Below are 18,523 nucleotides of genomic sequence, written 5' to 3'. Positions count from 1 at the left end.
GAAAAGAGCGGCCCGCGGGCCGCTCTTTTTCGTTTGCGATGCCGCGTGCAGCGGCCCGTCCGATGAGCGCGCGTCAGAACATCGCGACCTTGTGGCGCGCATGCGCGAACGTCGGGTCGCTTTCGAGCGGACGGTAGTTCAGCCGCTGCGACAGGTCGACTGCCGCGCCGCACACGGCTTCGACGAGCCGCTCCTTCTCGCCGGCCTCGCCGATCTCCGAACGCGGCACCGTCGCGGTGATCGCCGCGACGATCGAGCCCGACTGATCGCGCACGGGCGCCGTCACGGCGGAAATGCCGCTCTCGAACGCCGCCTCGCTGACCGCGTAGCCGAGCCGCGCGTAGTGGCGCACGCGTTCATACAATTCATCGACGCTGCCCGGCGTGCGCTCGGTGAACTGCTCGAGCTTTTTCTCCGGATAGAGCTGACGCAGCGCATCGCGCGTCAGGTCGCCCATCAGCACGTGGCCGTGCACGGTGGCGTGCGCGGGCAGGCGCGTGCCGACGTGCACCTTCACCGAACCGAACATCGACGTATTGCTCTGCGCCTTCGCGACGAACACGACGTCGCGCTGGTCGCGGATCAGCAGGTGCGTCGACAGGCCGGTCGCATCGCGCAGCCGTTCGAGCACGGGCGTGCCGAGATCGGTCAGTTCGAGCGAATTCAGGTATTCGAAGCCGAGCCGCAGCACGCCGACGCCGAGCCGGAAATAGCGGTCGCCGTTCACGCGCTCGAGGAAACCGAGCGCCTCGAGCGTCTGCAGCAGGCGGAACGTGGTCGTGCGCGGAATGCCGATGCGCTTCGACAGCTCCGGCGCGCCGAGCACGGGCTCGCGCGCGGAGAATTCGGCGAGGATCCGCAGCCCGCGTTCGAGCCCCGGCACCAGGTAGGAGGACGCGCCGCCGGACGATTCGTCGTCGCCCGGCGGCGCCGGATCGGGTGCGCCGCTCATCGTTGTCTTGACCATGTGGACATGGACGAAAGGAAATCAGTCACGGAACAGGTCATGGATCATCGTGGATATTCAGTCATGCTACCTCAGCGCGCGCGCCGGATCGCACCGGCACGCATCGCCGCGACGCAGCATGCGCTGCCACGCCGCCATGCGGTGTCATTCAAGGTCGAGAGGATAGCAGCGTTGGACGGCGCGACGCCATGCGGAAATGGCCGGACGACGGGCCGACGCCCGCCTGGCCGAACGATGCGGCCGGCCCGTGCCCGGCATGGCGCGCCGGTGCACCGGTGTGCCTACAGGCGCGACAGGTAGACGCGAAGGTTCGCGCGGTCGTACGTGAAGCCGCCGGCCGGGTCCCGCTCCAGCACCCGCGCAAGATCGACCGCATACATCCAGCCGCTGCCCAGCAGGCCGCCGTTGATCGCGCGGATCCGGCTGCCGCCGACGGCGATCGCGGCATGAAACACGTTGCCGTTCCGGGAGAAGCCGACCGCGGTGCCCGCCGGAATGCTCGCACGCCCGTCCCACTGATCGCCGGTCTCGAAATTGAAGCGCGGCTTCCACAGCTGGCCGATCGTGTCGAGCAGCGTGCCGGGCGAGATCAGCGCGTCGGCGCGCAGCAGATACCGGACATAGGCCGCGGCGTCATAGCAGACACCGCCGGATACGTACTCGTTGATGTTGGCCATCCCGAACATCAGCGCTTGCGCGTGTTTTTGCCGTTCGCCGAGGCCGGATTGGGCGACATGCCCGCCTAGCTGGGTCAGTTGCATGGATAGCTCCTTGTGAGGAAGACGGACACCATCGTCCCGCCAACGCAATAACTTCATATCTTATTACGATATCCACCAGCGTCGACCAGGCTCCGGGCGTCACGTCACGTCTCGTTACGGCGCGCGTGCCGCCGCCGGTGACGACGCCGGATCGACTGCCTGCGCATCGGGATTCGGCGCAAGCCGCAGGCGCACGCGCAGCGGCTGCAGCATGTCGGGCGGCGGCGGTTCCGCCAGCGGGCCGGCCGTGAGCAGCTGCCGCAGCGTCGCGTCCGCATCGGGATCGCCGAGCGACGCGAACTCGACGCGCGTGACGGTGCCGTTCGCACCGATCCACGCGCGCACGACGATCGCGGGCGGCGGCGCATCGGCACGCGCGTTCAGCACGCGTGCTTCGAGATAGCGGTGCAGCCGGTCGGCTGCCGCGCCGTCCGCCTCGAGCCACGCCTGGAACTGCTGCCCGGCGAGCTGGCCATAACGGATCCACGTGGCCGGCACGCCGACGGTTTGCGCGACGGCGGGCGCGGCCCCCGCGACCAGCGCACACGCCACGACGATTCCCCGCAGCCATCCGGTTGCGCCCCGCTCCTGCATTCGCTTCATCCCGCCTCCGATTTCAATCACGCGCGCGCCGCCCGGCCGCGCCCGCTCACCCGATCTCGATCGGCACATACAGCCGCGTGCCGCCGCGCTGGACGAGCAGCGCAACGTTGCCGTGCGCGGCGTCGATCTCGGTCATCAACGCGCCGATGCTCGCAACCGGCGTGCCGTTGACCGACAGCACGACATCGCCGGGCTGCAAGCCGGCACGCGCGGCCTGGCCGCTCGCCTGTTCGACGACGAGCGCCTGGCCGACGCCGAGCCGCGCGCGCTCCTGCTCGGTCGCCGCGCGCAGCGCGAGCCCGAACCGTGCGGGCCCCTGTTCGCCGCCTGCCGACGCCGTACCGCTGTCGAATGCGCCGACCGTCGCGATCACGTGCATCGCGCGGCCGGCACGCCACACGAGCAGGTCGGCCTGCCGCCCGGCCCGCATGCCGGCGACCGTGCCGAGCAGGTCCGCGGATTCGGCCACCGGCTTGCCGTCGACTGCGAGCACGACGTCGCCGGCCTGCAATCCTGCATGCGCGGCCGGGCCGTCCGGCTCGACCATCGTGACCAGCGCGCCGTCGGGGCTGGCGAGGCCGAACGAGCGCGCGAGCGCCTGGCTCACCTCCTGCAACGCGACGCCGAGCCGGCCGCGCGTGACCTTGCCGGTGTGCAGCAACTGGTCCTTCACGTCGAGCGCGATATCGATCGGAATCGCGAACGCGAGCCCCTGGTAGCCGCCCGTCTTCGAGAAGATCATCGAGTTGATCGCGATCACGCGGCCGCCGAGGTCGAACAGCGGGCCGCCCGAATTGCCGGGATTGATCGGCACGTCGGTCTGGATGAACGGGATCGCGCGCTCGCCGGGCAACGAACGCGATTTCGCGCTGACGATGCCCTGCGTGACCGTGTTCGCGAACCCGTACGGCGAGCCGATCGCCATCACCCAGTCGCCGACTTCCGTGCGCGCGGGGTCGCCGGTCGCGACGACCGGCAGGTCGTGCGCGTCGATGCGGATCACCGCGACATCGGACACGGGATCGCTGCCGATCACGCGCCCCTTGAACTGCCGCTTGTCGGTCAGCTTCACGTCGATGGCGACGGCGTCGCCGACCACGTGCCGGTTGGTCAGGATCACGCCGTCCGCACTGACGATGAAGCCTGAGCCGAGGCTCACTTCCTCACGGTTGCCGATCACGCGCCGCGCGAGAAACGGCGCGAGCGGATGATCGGGAGCGATGCCGGGCGGCAACTGGATGCCCATCTGCGTGACTTCGCGCGTGACGCTGATGTTGACGACGGCCGGACCGACACGCCGGACCAGCGCGGCGAAGTTCGGCAGCGCGACGGTCGGCGGTGCGGCACCGGGCTGCGCGGCGCGCTCGGCCGACCGTGCCGGCGCACAAGTACAAGCGCACGTGAATGCGAGCATGCCTGCCATTGCCCGCAGCACCATCGCCCGGCCCGTCTGCCTGACCGCTCTCATGTCGCTGTTCCTCGTCGGTTCCGGCCAATCGCGCGGCGCGGGCATCACTTCGGCGGCACCGCGACCGGCGCATCGGGCCGCTGCGGCGTGATCGACCGGCCCCAGTTCGTGCCGAAGCGGTTCCGTTCGGTCGATAGGTTGAACGTGCCGAGACGGTTCGACGGCTGCTTCGACAACCGCTCCGAATCCGTTTGCGATGCGCCCGCCTGCGGCTCGGCCGTCGGCTTCAGCTGCTGGCTCAGGCAGTCGTACGACAGCGCGCGCTTGCCGTCGACTTCCGCATCGACGCACACCGGCTTCGCCGCCGATCCGGGACTGGCCGGTGCCGGTGCGTGGCCGCCCTGCGCGTGTGCGCCGGCCGCCAGCAGCAGGCAGACGATCGTCGCGAATCCGTTACGTCGCACCTTCATCCGCGCCTCCTTCAGTGATGTCATCGCGCCGGCGGCCGCACTCGCACTCATACACTCGCGCCCGGCGCCTGCGCACGCGCGAGGAAACGCTCGAACGCCGCGCGCTCGGCCGCGTCGACGGCCGGTTCATGCGCGTCGGCGTGCTGCGCCCACGCGTCGCGCATGCCGTCGACCGGCTGCCACGCGTGCACCTGCGCACCGGTCGGATACGGCGTGACGAGCGGCTCCCGATAGTCGACGCGAAACAGCGGCGGCGCGGTGCTGCCGGCCGTCCACAGATCGCCGACGTCGCGCACGCTCGCGTCGAACCAGAACCGCACCCATCGCACCGTGGGCGCGCGCGCGTCGTCGACCGGCGCAGCGGCGCCCGACACCTCCGGCACGCGCAGGAAGCCGGCCAGCACGAGCAGCACGGCCGCGAGATCGTCGTCGCGCAGCATCCGGTACGACCAGAGATCCGCGACATCCACGCACGCGATCACCGCGATGAAACGCCCGATCGTCAGCGCGGGCCACGCGCGCCGCATCAGCGCGTAATGACGCGGCCACTGCGCGACGAAACGCTCGCGATGCAACGCCGCGACCTGCACGTCGCGCGCCCCGCGGATCGTCAGCTCGTCCGGTTGATACTGGCGGGTCGTGAGCACGCACTGCGCGGAACAGCGCGCGCTCCGGTGCCGCGCATAGCCGCCCGCACCGGGCAGCGGCTCCAGCGCGCCGAAGCACAGCGGGCAATGCGTCGGCCACTCGCCGGGCCGGCCGGGCCACGGGTTCGCCTTCGGCATGCGCGGACGGTCGGCGGCGGCCGCGCGACGCCGCCCCGGCGTGCGCGCGTCGGGCACCTCGACGCGCGGCGTCGAACGGACGGTTGCCATGGGCGCGCCTACCGGGCGGACGCGAGCGCTTTCTTCAGCGCATCTTCGTTGATGGGCGCGTTCGCGGCCAGCTTCGCGAGATACGCCTGTGCATTCTGCTGCGTGCGCTGCGCGCGCAGCATCGCGCGCAGTTGCTCCTTCACGTCGGCCAGCGGGCGCGGCGCGGCCGCGCGTATCTCGATCAGCTTCACGACGTGAAAGCCGGACGGCGTCTGGATCGGCGCGGAGACCTGGCCCGGCTTCAGCGCGTCGGCCGCCTGGCGGACCGCCGGCACCATCAGCTGATCGGGCACGAAGCCGAGATCGCCGCCGTTCGCGGCGCTCGCCTTGTCCTGCGAATTCGCCTTCGCCAGCACCGCAAAATCGCCGCTGCGTGCCCGGCTCGCGAGATCGGCCGCCTGCTTGCGCGCCTTGTCGAGCGTCGCGGCGTCCGCGTTCGGCGGCACCGCGATGTAGATCTGCGCGACATGCAGCGCGCGCGGCGCCATGAACGCCGCGCGGTTCTTGTCGTACGCGGACTGGAGCTCCGCGTCCGACGGATAATCGGCCGCCGGCGTGTTCACCGACGCCAGATAGCTGCGCACGACGATGTCGCGCTGCGCCTGCTCGACGGCCGCCTGCACCTGCGCCTGCTTGTCCCAGCCCTTCGATTTCGCCTCGGCCAGCACGGCCTTCTGCGCAAGCGTCGAACGCACGACCTGGTCCAGCGCCGCCGGATCGGCCGCGAGGCGCTCGCGCCCTTCGGGGCTCACCGTCTTCAACAGCGCCGCGAAGTCGGCCTGCGTGACGGACGCCTGCGCGGCGTTCGCGATCACGTCGTCCTGGGCATGCGCGACGAACGGTGCGCCCAGCACGAGACTGCCTGCCACCATCGCCCGCATCTTCATTTTCGTCATCATCGTTCGAGTGCCCTCTGGATTGCTCTCTTGAAATGCAGACGCCGCATCAGCGCGCGCCCGTCAGCGTCACGCGCAGGACGAGCGGTTGCGCCATCCCGCGCGGCGGCGCCAGGCCGACCGCCCTGCCAACGAGCGCAGCGTGCAGCGCGGCGTCGAGCGCCGCCGGCCCGGCCGCCGCGCTGTCGACGCGCGTCACCCGCCCGCGCCGGTCGAGCCACGCACGCACCGGCAGCACGGGCTCGGCGTCGCCGGCATCGGCCAGCGCATCGGCCCAACGCTCGACATCGCCGCGCAGGCGGCTCGCGGCGGCATCGTCGCCATCGAGCGCCGTCTGAAACCAGCGCGCCGTATGTTGCGCATAGTCGCCCCACGCGGCGGGCGCATCATGCGCGGCCGTCGCGCCGGATCGCGTGCGGCCCGGCAGCCACGCGCGCAGCGCGGCGCCGATCCGGCGCGCGACAATCATGATTGCGCGGCCGCCTCGATCCCGGCCGCGGCGGAAGTTGCCGCCTCGCCGCGCCGCTCGCCCGCCGCCGCACGCGCCGCCGCTTCCTGCTCGGCCATCGCGGGACGATTGCGCAGGTGCAGCAGGAACTCCTGGATCAGCCGGTCCCACAGCTCGATCGTCGAACGCAGGTAGCGTTCCGACACGCCGCCCGCGACGACGACGTCCATCTCCAGCGCGAGAAACTGCCCGTGGCTCGCGAGACGCGCGAAGCGCTTGGTGCGGTTCCAGTCCGCGACGAGTTCGGCCGGCAGGTCGCCCTGCACCTGCAGCACGCACGACAGCGTGTAGTCGATGTACGGCAGTGCGGCGAGCGGCGTGTCGGCACCCTGCGGCGCAAGCGGCGCTGCCGGGTTGCCGAAGCGCACCACAAAGCCGATGCCCTGGCTCGCGCTCATCAGCTGCACCGTGCCGTTCTGCTCGGCCGCCGTCACGCGGTAGCCCGCGCGGCGCAGCACGTCGGCCAGGCGGTCGGCGCTGATCGCTTCGATCGGCGCATCGTGTGCCGTGCGTTCGTCGCCGGCGTTCGGTTGCTTGTCTTGCATGTCGGTGCCCCCCGTATTCGACGAATCGATGAATTTCAATGACGTGCCCGGCTGCCCGCTCACGGTGCGCTTGCAGCCGATGCCGGTGCCGCGGCGGCCGCACGTGCGGCCGGGTCGTACTTGCCCGCATACAGCGCATCGCCGTAGCGTTGCGCGAGATCGTCGTACTTCACGCGCGCCGACTGCGCGAACGGCTGCCGCGACGAGAAGAACGTGCCGATCCCGACATGCTCGTACGCGTCGAGAATCTCGTGTCCCACGCGATACAGCTCGGCATTGTGTGCCTGGCAGGTTTTCAGTTGCGTGTCACGCGCGGCGGCGTCCTTCTGCAGTTGCGTGTGCTGCGCATCGCGGGCGCGCGACACCGCGAGCAGGTCTTCGTAGGACGCCTTGTATTTCGCGAGCGACTTCGCATCCTGCTCGCGGCCCGCCCGCTCCTGCGCGAGCGCACGCTTCGCGGCCGCCTCGGCGCCCGAGTCGCCGCGGGCCGCCGCAAGCTGGCCCTGCATCGCCTTCAGTTGCGCGAGCGCGTCGTCGCGCTGCTTCTCGGCCGCCGCCTTGTCGCTCTGCAACTGCGCCTGGCCGTCCTGCAGCTGGCGCAGCTCCTGCACGGTCGAGCGCAACTGGCTGCGCAGCTTGTCCTCGATGCTCTGCGCATGCGCGCCGCCGGCCGCGAACAGCAGCGCGCCGGCCACGGCGGCCGCCAGCATCGTGCGAGTGGTGGTGTTCATTCGCGGCTCCGGTCAGAAGCGAGCATTGAGCTCGATCTGCAGCACGTCGATCGAAACCGGCGGCCCGTACACTTCCTTCGAGCTCAGGTAGCGAGCCGACACCCACGTGTCGCGCGCGACCGCATACGCGGCACCGATCACGTAGCCGCGCGCGTTGGTGCCGCCGAGGTGGAAGTCAGGATCGTTGAACGCGTCGAGCACGGCGTCCGGCTGCAGGTACTTGTAGGCGATCGAGAAATTCCACTGGCCCTTCTCGCGCGGCTCCGGCTCGCCGACCGTCGCCTTCGCGAGGAAGCCGTTCGGGCCGCTGCGATAGTCGGCACGCGTCGCGTTCACCGACGTCGACTCGTAGTTGTTGACCGGCAGCGACGCCGCCGCGAACGCCTTGTTGTCGTTGTACGCGAGGTTGCGCACGTATTCGCCGTCGAGCCGCAGCTTGAAGCGGTCGGCCACCACCGTGTCCCACTGCGCCTTCAGGTCGAGCAGCCGGTAGTTGTACGCGAGCCCGAACAGTTGCGGCTGCGGCGTCATTCCCGGCGCGAGGTTCGGGTTCTGCACGATGTTGCGCAGCGCGATCAGCGTGTTGCCGCCCTGCATGAACGTGGGCGCCTCGTTGTCGGTGCTGCAGCTCGTCGGGCCTTGCCCCAGCGCGCACGGCGACGACAGCGTGCCGCGCATGTTCTGGAAGTCGTAGTACGCGACCGCGCCGCGCAGCCGGTTCTTCGCGTCGATCTTCCAGTCCGCGCCGAACTGCGCGCCGAACATCCACTTCGTGTCGCTGCCGGCCTTTTCGGTGCTGTTCGACGGGAAGTTCTCGCTCGTGTACTGGATCGGGAACACGCCGAGCGTGCCGAACAGCGTGACGTCCGGATTCCACGGCAGCGCATGGCGCAGGTTCGCGGCGAGCCCGTCCATCATCAGGTCGTCGGAGAACACGAGGTCCGACTTGAAGAACGGGTTGTCGAAACGGCCGGCCGTCAGGTTCAGCCACGACGTCGGCTTGTACGCGAAGAACGCCTTGTTCAGCCAGATGTTCTTCTTGCCCCAGCCGCCGCCGGCCGTTCCCGTGGTGGAAACCGGGCCGTTGTCGTTGCCGCTCGCGAGCTGGAGGCCGGCCGTCATTTCGTCGGACAGCGTCGCCGTCACGCCGAGCCGTGCGCGGTAGCGCAGCAGGTTGTTGCGGTTCTGCGTGGTGTTCTGCGTCGGCAGCTGCGTCGTGTTGGTGTTCGGGTTGATGTCGAACCCGCCGCCCTGGTTGATCGCCGCGAAATTCGTGACGTTGTTCGCGTTGCGGCTGCCGTAGAAGTGATATTCGTCGCGCACGCGCAGGTCGCCGTCGAGCTTGATGCGCGACACCCAGTCGGGGAACGTGTTCGGCTGCGCCCAGTTCTCGGCCTTCGCCTGCGCGATCACTTCCTGCTTCACCTGGTCGCGGATCTGGTCGCGCACGAGCTGCGGCACGTACGGCACCGCGACGTCGCCCGGCTGCGTCGGCGGGTTGACCACGCCGCCCGCCATGACCGGTGCGCCCGACGCGCGCGCCGACCTCGCCTGCACGGCTTCCGTGCGCGCCTCGCTGATCAGCTCATTGGCGTTCTGCTGCGTGAGCACGCCGCGCTTCACGAGCAGGTTGATCAGGTTGATCACCACGCTTTCCGTCGGCGCGGCCTTCCCCGATGCCGCCTGCGCCTCGAGCGATTGCCCGTGCGCGGCAGACGCGCACGTCAGCCCGAGCGTCAGCACCGCCGCGCCGACACGCGACAGGCGCGCGGGCAGCGCGCCGTTGCGGGGCACCCCACCCCGTTCGTTCATCTTCCGAATCATCGAAGCACTCCGAACAATTTTCGTTTCTTTTCCGGCAGCATCCGTGCGACGGCGCTGCCCCATGATTCTTGCGTGGTCTCTCTCGCGCATCGTCATGCCGGCTTGCGGCCCTGGAGCCTGACGAGCACCGGATACGTCGTCGCCGGCGGCGGTACTTCATCGACCCGGCCGAGCGCCTCCACCGCCGCGACGACGGCCGTGTCGATCTTCGCGTCGCCGGTCGACTGCGCGATCGTCACCTTCGTGATCCGCCCCGACGCATCCATCCACAGGTTCAGGCTGCCCGCGAAGCGCGCACCGCCGGCGTCCTGCACGCCCTTGTCCTGCTCGATCGCGTGCTGCAGCACGTACACCATGTATTGCGCGTAGCTCGCATTGCCGAACTTGCCGCCTCCGCCGCTGCCGATCATTCCCGAGCCGTCGCCCGCGCCGATGCCGAAGCTGTCGGTGCCGGCCTGCGCATCGGCATTCATCGTCATCTGCTTCGGCTGGTTGTCCGACGGCTTCGGCGCCTCGGACGGCTTCGGCGCGATCGTCGGCCGCTCGACCGGCGTCTTGACCTCTTCCTTCACCTTCTCGGGCGGCGGCTTCTGCTTCGGCGGCGGCGGGGGCGGCGGCAACGGGATCACCGTCGTCACCTGCGGCGCGCTCACGCGCTTCACGCCCGCGGTATCGCCAGCGAAATGCCAGATCAGCGCGGCCAGCCCCGCGAGCACGAGCGCGATCGCCAGCGGCTTCACGAAGCGGCCGGGGCCTTTCTGCGGCGGGCCGCCGTTATAGGTCATTTCCATCGCGCTAGCCGCCCTGCTTCGCCTTGCCGGTCACGAGCCCGACCTGCGACAGGTCGAGGCGGCGCAGCAGGTCGAGCACGTCCATGACCTTCTGGTACTGCACGGCCGCGTCGCCCTTCAGCACGATCGGGAATTCCGGATTGGTCGCCTTCTCGGTGCGCAGCCGGCTTTCGAGCTCGTCCATCGTCACCGGGTACGCGTCGAGGAACACCTGCCCCGAATCGGCGACCGTGATCGCTTTCGTCTTCGGCTTCGCGAGGCTCGCGGACGAGCTCGCCTTCGGCAGGTCGACCTTGATGCCCTGCACCGACGCGGTCGTCATGATGATGAAGATGATCAGCAGCACGTACGCGAGGTCGAGCATCGGCGTGATGTTGATGTCGTCGTACGGCTTGTCGTCGTCCTGAACCTGCATGGTGGTCTCCTGCGTGCGGTCAGTCGGCCAGCACCGCGTGATCGGGCGCGCGATGGGCTTCGGCGAGGCGCGTGACGAATTCGTCGACGAACACCTGCATGTTCGCCGTCACGTTCTTGTTGCGGATCAGCAGGTAGTTGTAGCCGAACAGCGCCGGAATCGCGACGAACAGGCCCGTGACGGTGGCGAGCAGCGCGGCCGCGATACCCGGTGCGATCGCGTTCACGTTCACGTCGCCGGCCGCCGCGATCGCCGCGAACGTGATCATCACGCCCACCACCGTGCCGAGCAGGCCGAGGAACGGGCCGCCCGAGATCGCGATCGTCAGCAGCACCATCGATTTCGACAGCCGCTGGTTCTCGCGCACGAGCGTCGCGTCCATCGACGCGCGGATCGCCTCGATCGATTCGGACGTGATCACCGTGCGGCCGTTGCCGTCCACGCGGCTGTGGATTTCATGCACGCCGGCCTTGTACAGCCGGTACAGCGACGACTGGTACAGCCGGCGGCCGTCGGCGCTCGCTTCGTCGACATGCGCGAGACCGACCAGGTGGCGGCCGGCCACTTCGCGAAAGCGCTGCACGAAATACTGGTTGGCCTTGTCGACCGTGCCGACGTAGCGCGCCTTCGTCCACATCACGATCCACGACACGAGCGCCATGCCGAGCAGGATCGTGATCACGACCCATGCATCGACGGTCACCGACTGCACGATCACGCCGAAGTAGCCGAAGCCGAAGCCCGACTGTTTCTCGTCGGCGCCGTACGCGACGAGCTTCGATTCCGAACCCTGCGCGAGCGCGTCGACGGCGATCGCGGCCGGCGAGCGTGCGATCTTCGACAGGCGCAGTTCGTCGAGTGCACCCGAATAGGCTGCGAAACCGGCCGGCGCGCCGCCGACGTCCGCGCCGATCGTCGCCGCACCGTTCAGCGCGGGCAGCGTCGCCGCGACCTGCGCGGCCTGCTTGCCGTTCACGTAGACGGTCAGGTTCTTGCCGTCGGCCGTGACCGCGAGGTAGGTCCACTGGTTCGCGGCGACTGGCGGCGCGGCCGGCGTGCGCACGGGCGCCGGATTGCCGGCCGCGCCGGCGACTTCCGCGAACGGCACGCCGTTGTCGAGGCCGATCAGCAACGCGTTCGCTCCGTCACGACGGTTGTACAACAGCGTGTTCGCGGCCAGCGCCGACGGCTTCACCCACGCGCTGAACGTGAAGCTGCCGCCGGCCGGCACATTCAGCGAGGCGCTGGCAGGCAGCGTCAGCGAGCCCGTACCGTCGAACCGCGCGCCCTTGCCGACGATGCCGTCCTCGACCGTGCGGAACGACGCGTTCTGCGCGTGGTTGCCGTACGCGGTCGCATCTTTCGGCGGTACGCCGGCCGCGCCGTTGAAGTGGTAGACGAGCGTGTAGTCGGCATCGAACGTCTCGGCCGGCCTTCCGCCGTCCGGCGCTTTCTTGTTGCCGTAGTACATCCAGATCGACTCCGCGGCGCCGGCCGGCATCTTCGGCACGTCGACCCAGATCAATGCGACGCCGAGCACGGGATCGTATTGCTCGACGTGGAAATTCAGCGGCGTCTTGTCGTCGGCGGCGACGAAGCGGATGTCGGCGCCGTTGTCGGCCAGCCCGTCGAACTGGAAGTTGCCGGAATGCAGGCGGATAAGCAGCGGCACGCGGCCGGCCGACTCCGCCAGGTTCGCGCCTTTCGCGCTCGCGTCGATCGTGATCGCCTTCCGGTACGACCAGTCGTTCTGCCACCATGCGTTCGCGATGCCGGGCAGCACGCCGAGCATCACCGCCAACAGGAAAAACAAGACTCGCTTCACGATCCACTCCCCGAATGGGCGGGCGCCGCGCTCGTCGCATCGCCCCGCCACGATAGAAAATCCGTCAGAACCCCAGCCTCACGTAGAAATCGAACCGCGGGCTGTACTGCCGCGTATAGACGCCCGCCTTCAACGGCCAGCCGGCCTCGAAATCCGCGCTGGCGTACCTCATCAGCTGCAGCCGCGTGCCGACGCCGACGCTCATCAGGTTGAAGCGCGACGTCTGCTCCGGCAGCGGGCTCAGCAGCCACAGATGCGCCGCGTCGAAAAATGCGTGGAAGCGCCACTCGTTCAGGCGGCTGCCGACCGCGCCGCCCAGCCATTTCGCGAGCGACGGGCTGCGCAGCTCGAGCGACGCGATCACGCCGCTGTCGGCCGTGTTCTCGGCCTGCATGTAGCCGCGCACGCTGTTCATCCCGCCCGCGGCGAACTGCTCGCTCGACACGAGCGGCGAGTTCGAGATCTGTGCGTTCACGTGCGCATTGGCCTGCATGTCGTTCGCGAAGCGCTGCGTGTGATTCACGTCGAACTTGCCGTACACGAAATCGGGCGTCGCGTTGTAGCGCTTGTTGTCCCATGCGCCCCAGTCGCTGCCGAGGCCGCGGATGTTCGTCGTCAGCGACGCGGAGAACGAAGTCTGCGAATTCTTCAGGCTCAGCTGGCCGTTGTACGACAGCGTGACCGGCACGTACGTGAGCGGTGCCGTCGAGCCGCCCTGGCCCGGCAGCGACACGTCTTCGTCGTAATGCTTGCGGTCGATCTCGATGCTGACCGAGTGCGCGTAGGTCTCCGTCGCCGGCAGCGAATAGATCGCGGTGAAGCCGTACGTGGTGCCCTTGCCGAGCACGTTGGTGTTGCCGACCGATGCGACGTTGCTGTCCGAATGCACGACCGTCGCGAGGAAGCTCCAGCGCGAATCCTTGATCGGTGCGAGATACGAGAACGCGTAGACGCGCGCATCGTTCGGATGCTGCGGCGCGATCACGTAGGTGCCGGAAATCACGTGGCCGAGCTGCCAGAGATTCGAATAGCTGAGGCTCGCGGTCGTGCGCAGCGTCGACGTGCCGGGGCTGTTGTCGTTGTTCAGTTCGAGCGAGCCGTGCAGCGGGCTGTGATCGTCCACCTTCAGGTCGACGTCGACCGTCTGCGGCAGCGCGCCCGGCTTCAGCACCGGAATCACCTGCCGGTCCGCCGAGCGGTTCAGGTCGGTGAGCTGCTGCTGCGCCTGGTTGAAATCGGGCACCTGGCCCTCGGCCAGTGCGGGCACCGCGTCGCGGATGTTCTGCGGCGAGTTGTACTTCGCGCCGTCCACGCGCAGGCGCCCGACCTTCGCCTCGGTCACCTGCAGCAGGATCACGCCGTTCTTCACCTGCTGCTGCGGCAGCTCGACGACGACCGACTGGTAGCCGCGGTCCTGGTACGCCTTCTGCAACGCATCGCGGGCCGCATTCACGTCGGCGAGCGTGCGGCCCGGCCCTTCGTACGGATACACGGCCTTCTCGATCTCGAGCGTCGGCAAAGCCGTATTGCCGCGCACCACGAAGGCATTCACGTCGAACGACTGCGGCGCGGCCGGTGCCGCCTTCGCGGCCGGCGCGGCTTCCTGCGCATGAATGCCCGGCGCGACGCTCAACCCTCCGGCCAGCACGGCGCCGGCCAGGCATCGGCCATTCAGCCGCCATCGTTCGCGTGACTTGCGGTCTACTCTCGGCGGCATGCGCCATTCCCCTTTGTTGTTCCGGATCGCAGCGAAGCCGCACTGCACCAGCCGCTCGCTCCGCTATCAGTTGCCTGTTTCACTTTGATGACGATTGATTCGCCATCCTTATCATGAACTGCGCAATGCTTTCCTCTACTGCCGATCCGAACTCAGCCGTGATGCGTCAGCGAAGCCTGCACACCGGCCTGGAAACCGAACTGCGCCATCGCGAATTGCATCAGCGTATCGACACACGTCGCGAGCGATGCACTGCCGGTATCGATCGCGAGATCGGCTCGCACCGGCGGTTCGTACGGCGCCGAAACGCCCGTGAATTCCGGCAGCGCACCGCGTCGCGCCTTCGCGTACAGCCCTTTCGGATCCCGCGCCTCGCAGCAGGCCAGCGTCGTGCTCACATACACTTCACGAAAGGCCGGCCCCACGATCGCTCTCGCCGCATCGCGCATCGCCGCGAGCGGCGAAATGACCGCGACGATCGCCAGCGCGCCGGATTCGCTCGTCAGTGCCGCGACTTCGGCGATGCGCCGCACGTTCTCGAAACGGTCCTGCACCGTAAAACCGAGGTCTCGATTCAGCCCGGTCCGCAGCCGGTCGCCGTCGAGCACGACCGGATGCACGCGCCGGTCGCGCAGTCGCGCCGCCACCGCGTCGGCCAGCGTCGTCTTGCCCGCGCCCGACAGCCCCGTGAGCCACAACACGCCGCCGGCCCGTTGCGGCGACACGCCCCGCCATGCGCGAGCCACGTCTACCGATAAGGACGAAACGACCTCTGGAAACCCGCATCGATCGCCGTTCATCACGTGTGCTCCGCCGCCTTCGCGGGTTCGTCGTCCTCGCGCGGACGCGTCTGCCAGAAGCCGCCCTGCATCGTCATGATCGACGGTGTCTCAGCCCATTGGTGCGGGCTCAGGATTTCGGCACGCCGCACGTCGGGGATCACCTGCACGTCGAAGATTTCGTCGACGCCGTTGAAGAACTGCAGGATGCCGAGCACGTCGCCGGTATTCGCGTCGAGCGCAGCGACGCCCGCGACCAACCCATCCGATTCACTTTCGATCGGCAACCCTTGCGGACCGCGTTTGTCGCGCAGCTTCGACAGCCCGACGAACAACACGCCGCCGTACGCCGCGAGACCGTGCGTAAAGCCCGGCAGCTTCGCGAGCACGTGCCGCGCGCCGGACTGCGGATCGATCTGAAGCACGTGGCCGCGGCCGCCTTCGAGCACATGCAGGCGCCCGCCGATCACACGCGGCGAGTGCGGCATCGAGAGCCCCGAAGCGACGACGCGGCCGGACGGCACCTCCATCACGATGCCGCTGCCTGCCATCCCGCTGCGCCAGCCGAACGGCTCGTTGCTCATGCCGAGCGCCGTCGCGAACCGCACCTTGCCGTCGGCGAACGCCATGCCGTTCAGGTGGCAGCGATCGTCCGGCGTGGTCTCCGTCACGAACGGCGGCTGCCAGATCGGCGTGAAGTTGAAATAGCCGTCGATCACGCTGATGCAGGAATAGCGCGTGTTGACCGCGAGCAGCACGTGCTTGTCGAACGCCATGTCGTGCAGGTCGAGATCGCCCGTGTAGTAGGACATGCGCGGCACGAACATCGCGTCGTAGTGATCCGGGCGGGCCGGATAGTGCGGCGCGAGCGTCGACACGTTGGCGAATACCATCAGCTCGTGCATCGTCGCGACCGCGAGCCGCTTGCCCGACACGGCCATCCCCATCGAGCGCGGCAACAGGCACGCGGACAGCGTGGGCACGCCGTCGTCGACGCCGATCACGGCCACGCCGGACGGGCGGCGGCTCACGGCCAGCGAGCACTCGAGCGCCTCGAGCACCTGCAGGAAGCGCCCCGTGTCGCGCAGGTTGATGACCGGCGACAGCGCTTCCGCCTGCCGCGCCGATACGTCGTCCGTCGGTGCAACGCCTTCGCCCGCTAGCCGGGTTTCCTCGAACTGTTCCACTGTCATGCACCTGTCGGCTTCACGCCGCCTGATGAGAAAAAATGTGCGCGCTTGCGTACTCCCGCCCGCCGGCCCGACGCGCGCGCGTCGGTCGCGAACGGGGCCGCGCACGACGCACCAAGTCGCAGCTCCCACCTACCTAGACGGAACGAAGCGCGCATTGCCGCAATGTTTTTTTCGCGTGACGTCGACCGATCCGCCGGCACCGGCGAGCGGTCGACGCAAGCGGCCTGCAATGCGCGCAGCCGCTCCCTCGCGCGAGACTCGCGAGACGCGGCGCATGACCTTGCGTGGCCCCCTTTTTCGTATATGTATCGTCGCCCGGCCGACGTGCTCGCGAAAACGCGGCCGGCCAGCGTGCGGCCCGACAATCCTCCGGTTTCAACCTGGAAGTTTTTGTGACATTCCGCTGAAGATATTCACGAAACGCTCGCGAAAACACGGCACGCGTTCGCGCGAAACCCACGCGGGACCGTTTACACCGCACCGCGGCATCGCTAGCACGCGCGAAATCCTGCGGTTTTCGGCTGTCCGCTTCGTCCTAGCTATTGAGAACGAAACATGTCAACGACAGGACACGCCATGTCATTCGCCACGATGCTCGTACGGTGGCTCGCCGGACGGCTGGCCGGCGCCGCCGGAATGCCGGGCCGGCTGCGGCCGCGCGCCGCTCATGCCGCGTCGGATCCGCCGCTGCGCTGGCGCACGCCGTGGCTCGCGTGGCAGCTGCTGTCGTGGTCCGTGCTCACGCTGCTCGCGCCGCCGATCTGGATGATCGGCACGCTGCTGCTGATCAATTCGTCGAGCGACCAGCCGCTGTTCTGGGCGCTCGCGATGGCGATCGTGCCCGTCGCGAACGGGGTCGCGATCGTCGCGACCAACCAGCGGCATCACCGCGCGCCGTTCACGCGGCGCCCCGCGATCGCGGCGCACATGTTCGCGATCGCGATGACCGTCGGCTGCACGCTGTTCGTGCTGCTGCTGTGGCGCTCGCACGCGATCGGCGGCCTCGTCGGCCCGCTGGCGGCCGACGGCATGCGGCCCGCGACGCTCGCGTGCTGGGTCGCGGGGCTCGCCGCGCTGTTCGGCGTCACGTCATCTGCGCATGCGAGCATCGCGCATGCGTGGCTGGCGTTCGAGGTGTGAGCGCGCCGCGCCGATACTGCGGGGGCACGCGGATGCATCGATACGGGACAGGACGGACGGCGCACGCACGGCGCGAACGCGGCATCGCGATCGTGACGGTGCTGCTCGTCGTCGCGCTGGCGGCCACGCTCGCGGCCAGCGTACTGTGGCGCCAGCAGGTCGCGACACGCGACGTCGAGAACCAGCGGCTCGCGACGCAGACGATGTGGATCGAACGCGCCGCGGTCGAGTGGGCACGCGCGACGCTGCGCGCGCAAAGCGCGACGTCGAACGTCACGTTCGTCGGCCAGCCGTGGTCGGCGCCGGTCGCCGACGTGCCGCTCTCGGACCTGCTGCCGTCCGACGCACTGGCGGTCAATGCGGAGCTGTCGCGCGCGTGGATCTCGGGCAGCGTCGAGGACGCGCAGGCGCGCTTCAACCTGACGAATCTCGTGTCGCGCGTCGCGCCCGGCAAGCCGTGGCAGTCCAATGGTGAAGGCGTACTGGCGTACCGGCGCCTGCTCGTCCAGCTGTCGCTCGATCCGGCGCTCGCGCAACCGACGGCCGACTACATGCTGCGCTCGCTGCGCGACGCGAACGGCCCGGGCGGCTGGCCGCTGCAGCTCGTGTCCGTCGACGATCTCGCCCGCATTCCCGGCTACGACGCGCATGCGATCGACACGCTTGCGCCGTTCGTCACGATCCTGCCCGACCTGACCGTCGTCAACGCGAACACCGCGACCGAACCCGTGCTCGTCGCCGCGATCCCGACGCTGTCGGCGAGCCAGGCCAAGCGGCTCGTCGACCGGCGCGCGACTGCGTATTTCGTCAGCACCGGCGACATCGCCGAATACCTGCTGCCCGCGCAAGGCGGCAACCCGACGCTGCCGGACGGCTCGGCCGTCGGCGTGAACAGCGGCTATTTCATCGTGCACTGCCGCGTGCATTCGGCGCGGATCAACGCACGCATCGACACGCTGATCGCGCGCTACGGCAGCGGCAATTTCGCGTGGACGTCGGTCATCTGGGTGCGGCGGCTGACGAGTTGAAGCTGGATGCGGGCTGTGCCGAAGCAGTTCGAACTGCGGGCCGGGTC

At 68.9% G+C, this 18,523-nt stretch carries 19 protein-coding genes; 2 read left to right on the top strand and 17 right to left on the bottom strand.

The genetic code is table 11. The annotated features are described in order from the left end of the window. Nucleotides 1-73 precede the first annotated feature (73 nt). From U5798_RS05190 to U5798_RS05110, 17 genes are all read right to left on the bottom strand, one after another. Complete coding sequence (locus U5798_RS05190) at nt 74-967, bottom strand: IclR family transcriptional regulator (protein ID WP_124446776.1); 894 nt, start codon at nt 965-967, stop codon at nt 74-76. A gap of 281 nt (nt 968-1,248) precedes the next feature. Continuing rightward, a complete protein-coding gene (gene tecA, locus U5798_RS05185; protein ID WP_124446774.1) occupies nt 1,249-1,728 on the bottom strand; it encodes a type 6 secretion system effector deamidase TecA in 480 nt (159 codons plus the stop codon). Between the two features lie 114 nt (nt 1,729-1,842). Then, nucleotides 1,843-2,331 (bottom strand): YbaB/EbfC family DNA-binding protein, encoded by a 489-nt coding sequence (locus U5798_RS05180; RefSeq protein ID WP_322081420.1) that lies wholly within the window; start codon nt 2,329-2,331, stop codon nt 1,843-1,845. A gap of 46 nt (nt 2,332-2,377) precedes the next feature. Further along, nucleotides 2,378-3,799, bottom strand: a complete 1,422-nt coding sequence (locus tag U5798_RS05175; RefSeq protein ID WP_322081419.1) for a Do family serine endopeptidase — start codon at nt 3,797-3,799, stop codon at nt 2,378-2,380. A gap of 44 nt (nt 3,800-3,843) precedes the next feature. Further along, nucleotides 3,844-4,209 (bottom strand): hypothetical protein, encoded by a 366-nt coding sequence (locus U5798_RS05170; RefSeq protein WP_322081418.1) that lies wholly within the window; start codon nt 4,207-4,209, stop codon nt 3,844-3,846. Nucleotides 4,210-4,256: 47 nt separating this feature from the next. After that, nucleotides 4,257-5,084, bottom strand: coding sequence for a hypothetical protein (locus U5798_RS05165; protein ID WP_322081417.1), 828 nt, complete (start codon nt 5,082-5,084; stop codon nt 4,257-4,259). Between the two features lie 8 nt (nt 5,085-5,092). After that, the gene (locus U5798_RS05160) at nt 5,093-5,983 is read right to left on the bottom strand and encodes a peptidylprolyl isomerase (RefSeq protein WP_322081416.1); all 891 of its coding nucleotides are present in this window, start codon (nt 5,981-5,983) and stop codon (nt 5,093-5,095) included. 46 nt (nt 5,984-6,029) lie between these two features. Then, the gene (locus U5798_RS05155; RefSeq protein WP_322081415.1) at nt 6,030-6,449 is read right to left on the bottom strand and encodes a hypothetical protein; all 420 of its coding nucleotides are present in this window, start codon (nt 6,447-6,449) and stop codon (nt 6,030-6,032) included. Continuing rightward, nucleotides 6,446-7,033, bottom strand: coding sequence for a YbjN domain-containing protein (locus U5798_RS05150; RefSeq protein ID WP_322081414.1), 588 nt, complete (start codon nt 7,031-7,033; stop codon nt 6,446-6,448). Before U5798_RS05150 ends, U5798_RS05155 begins: the two co-directional genes overlap by 4 nt. 59 nt (nt 7,034-7,092) lie before the next feature. Further along, entirely contained in the window at nt 7,093-7,764 is a 672-nt protein-coding gene (locus U5798_RS05145) for a hypothetical protein (RefSeq protein WP_322081413.1), read from the bottom strand. Between the two features lie 12 nt (nt 7,765-7,776). Continuing rightward, a complete protein-coding gene (locus tag U5798_RS05140) occupies nt 7,777-9,588 on the bottom strand; it encodes a putative porin (RefSeq protein ID WP_322081412.1) in 1,812 nt (603 codons plus the stop codon). Nucleotides 9,589-9,680: 92 nt separating this feature from the next. Beyond that, nucleotides 9,681-10,379: an energy transducer TonB gene (locus U5798_RS05135; RefSeq protein WP_322081411.1), complete on the bottom strand. Its 699-nt coding sequence runs from the start codon at nt 10,377-10,379 to the stop codon at nt 9,681-9,683. Between the two features lie 4 nt (nt 10,380-10,383). Next, nucleotides 10,384-10,794 carry an ExbD/TolR family protein gene (locus U5798_RS05130; RefSeq protein WP_027780971.1) on the bottom strand — a complete coding sequence of 137 codons (411 nt, stop codon included), beginning with the start codon at nt 10,792-10,794 and terminating at the stop codon, nt 10,384-10,386. A gap of 19 nt (nt 10,795-10,813) precedes the next feature. Beyond that, on the bottom strand, nt 10,814-12,619 hold the full coding sequence (locus U5798_RS05125) for a DUF2341 domain-containing protein (protein WP_322081410.1): 1,806 nt from the start codon (nt 12,617-12,619) through the stop codon (nt 10,814-10,816). A 64-nt stretch (nt 12,620-12,683) separates the two neighbouring features. Further along, nucleotides 12,684-14,336, bottom strand: a complete 1,653-nt coding sequence (locus U5798_RS05120; protein ID WP_322081409.1) for a ShlB/FhaC/HecB family hemolysin secretion/activation protein — start codon at nt 14,334-14,336, stop codon at nt 12,684-12,686. A gap of 152 nt (nt 14,337-14,488) precedes the next feature. Further along, a complete protein-coding gene (gene cysC, locus U5798_RS05115; protein WP_322081408.1) occupies nt 14,489-15,136 on the bottom strand; it encodes an adenylyl-sulfate kinase in 648 nt (215 codons plus the stop codon). Continuing rightward, nucleotides 15,136-16,308, bottom strand: a complete 1,173-nt coding sequence (locus U5798_RS05110; RefSeq protein ID WP_322081407.1) for a TIGR03032 family protein — start codon at nt 16,306-16,308, stop codon at nt 15,136-15,138. Before U5798_RS05110 ends, cysC begins: the two co-directional genes overlap by 1 nt. Nucleotides 16,309-16,884: 576 nt before the next feature. Here U5798_RS05110 and U5798_RS05105 point away from each other — a divergent pair. Together U5798_RS05105 and gspK are read left to right on the top strand one after the other, a co-directional pair. Further along, complete coding sequence (locus U5798_RS05105) at nt 16,885-17,448, top strand: hypothetical protein (protein WP_322081406.1); 564 nt, start codon at nt 16,885-16,887, stop codon at nt 17,446-17,448. Between the two features lie 32 nt (nt 17,449-17,480). Next, nucleotides 17,481-18,476: a type II secretion system minor pseudopilin GspK gene (gspK, locus tag U5798_RS05100; RefSeq protein ID WP_124446744.1), complete on the top strand. Its 996-nt coding sequence runs from the start codon at nt 17,481-17,483 to the stop codon at nt 18,474-18,476. Nucleotides 18,477-18,523: the final 47 nt, after the last annotated feature.

Origin of the sequence: Burkholderia sp. BCC1972 (assembly GCF_905339605.1) — a bacterium.
Taxonomy (GTDB): domain Bacteria; phylum Pseudomonadota; class Gammaproteobacteria; order Burkholderiales; family Burkholderiaceae; genus Burkholderia.
This window is presented reverse-complemented; position numbering and strand designations above follow the sequence as displayed.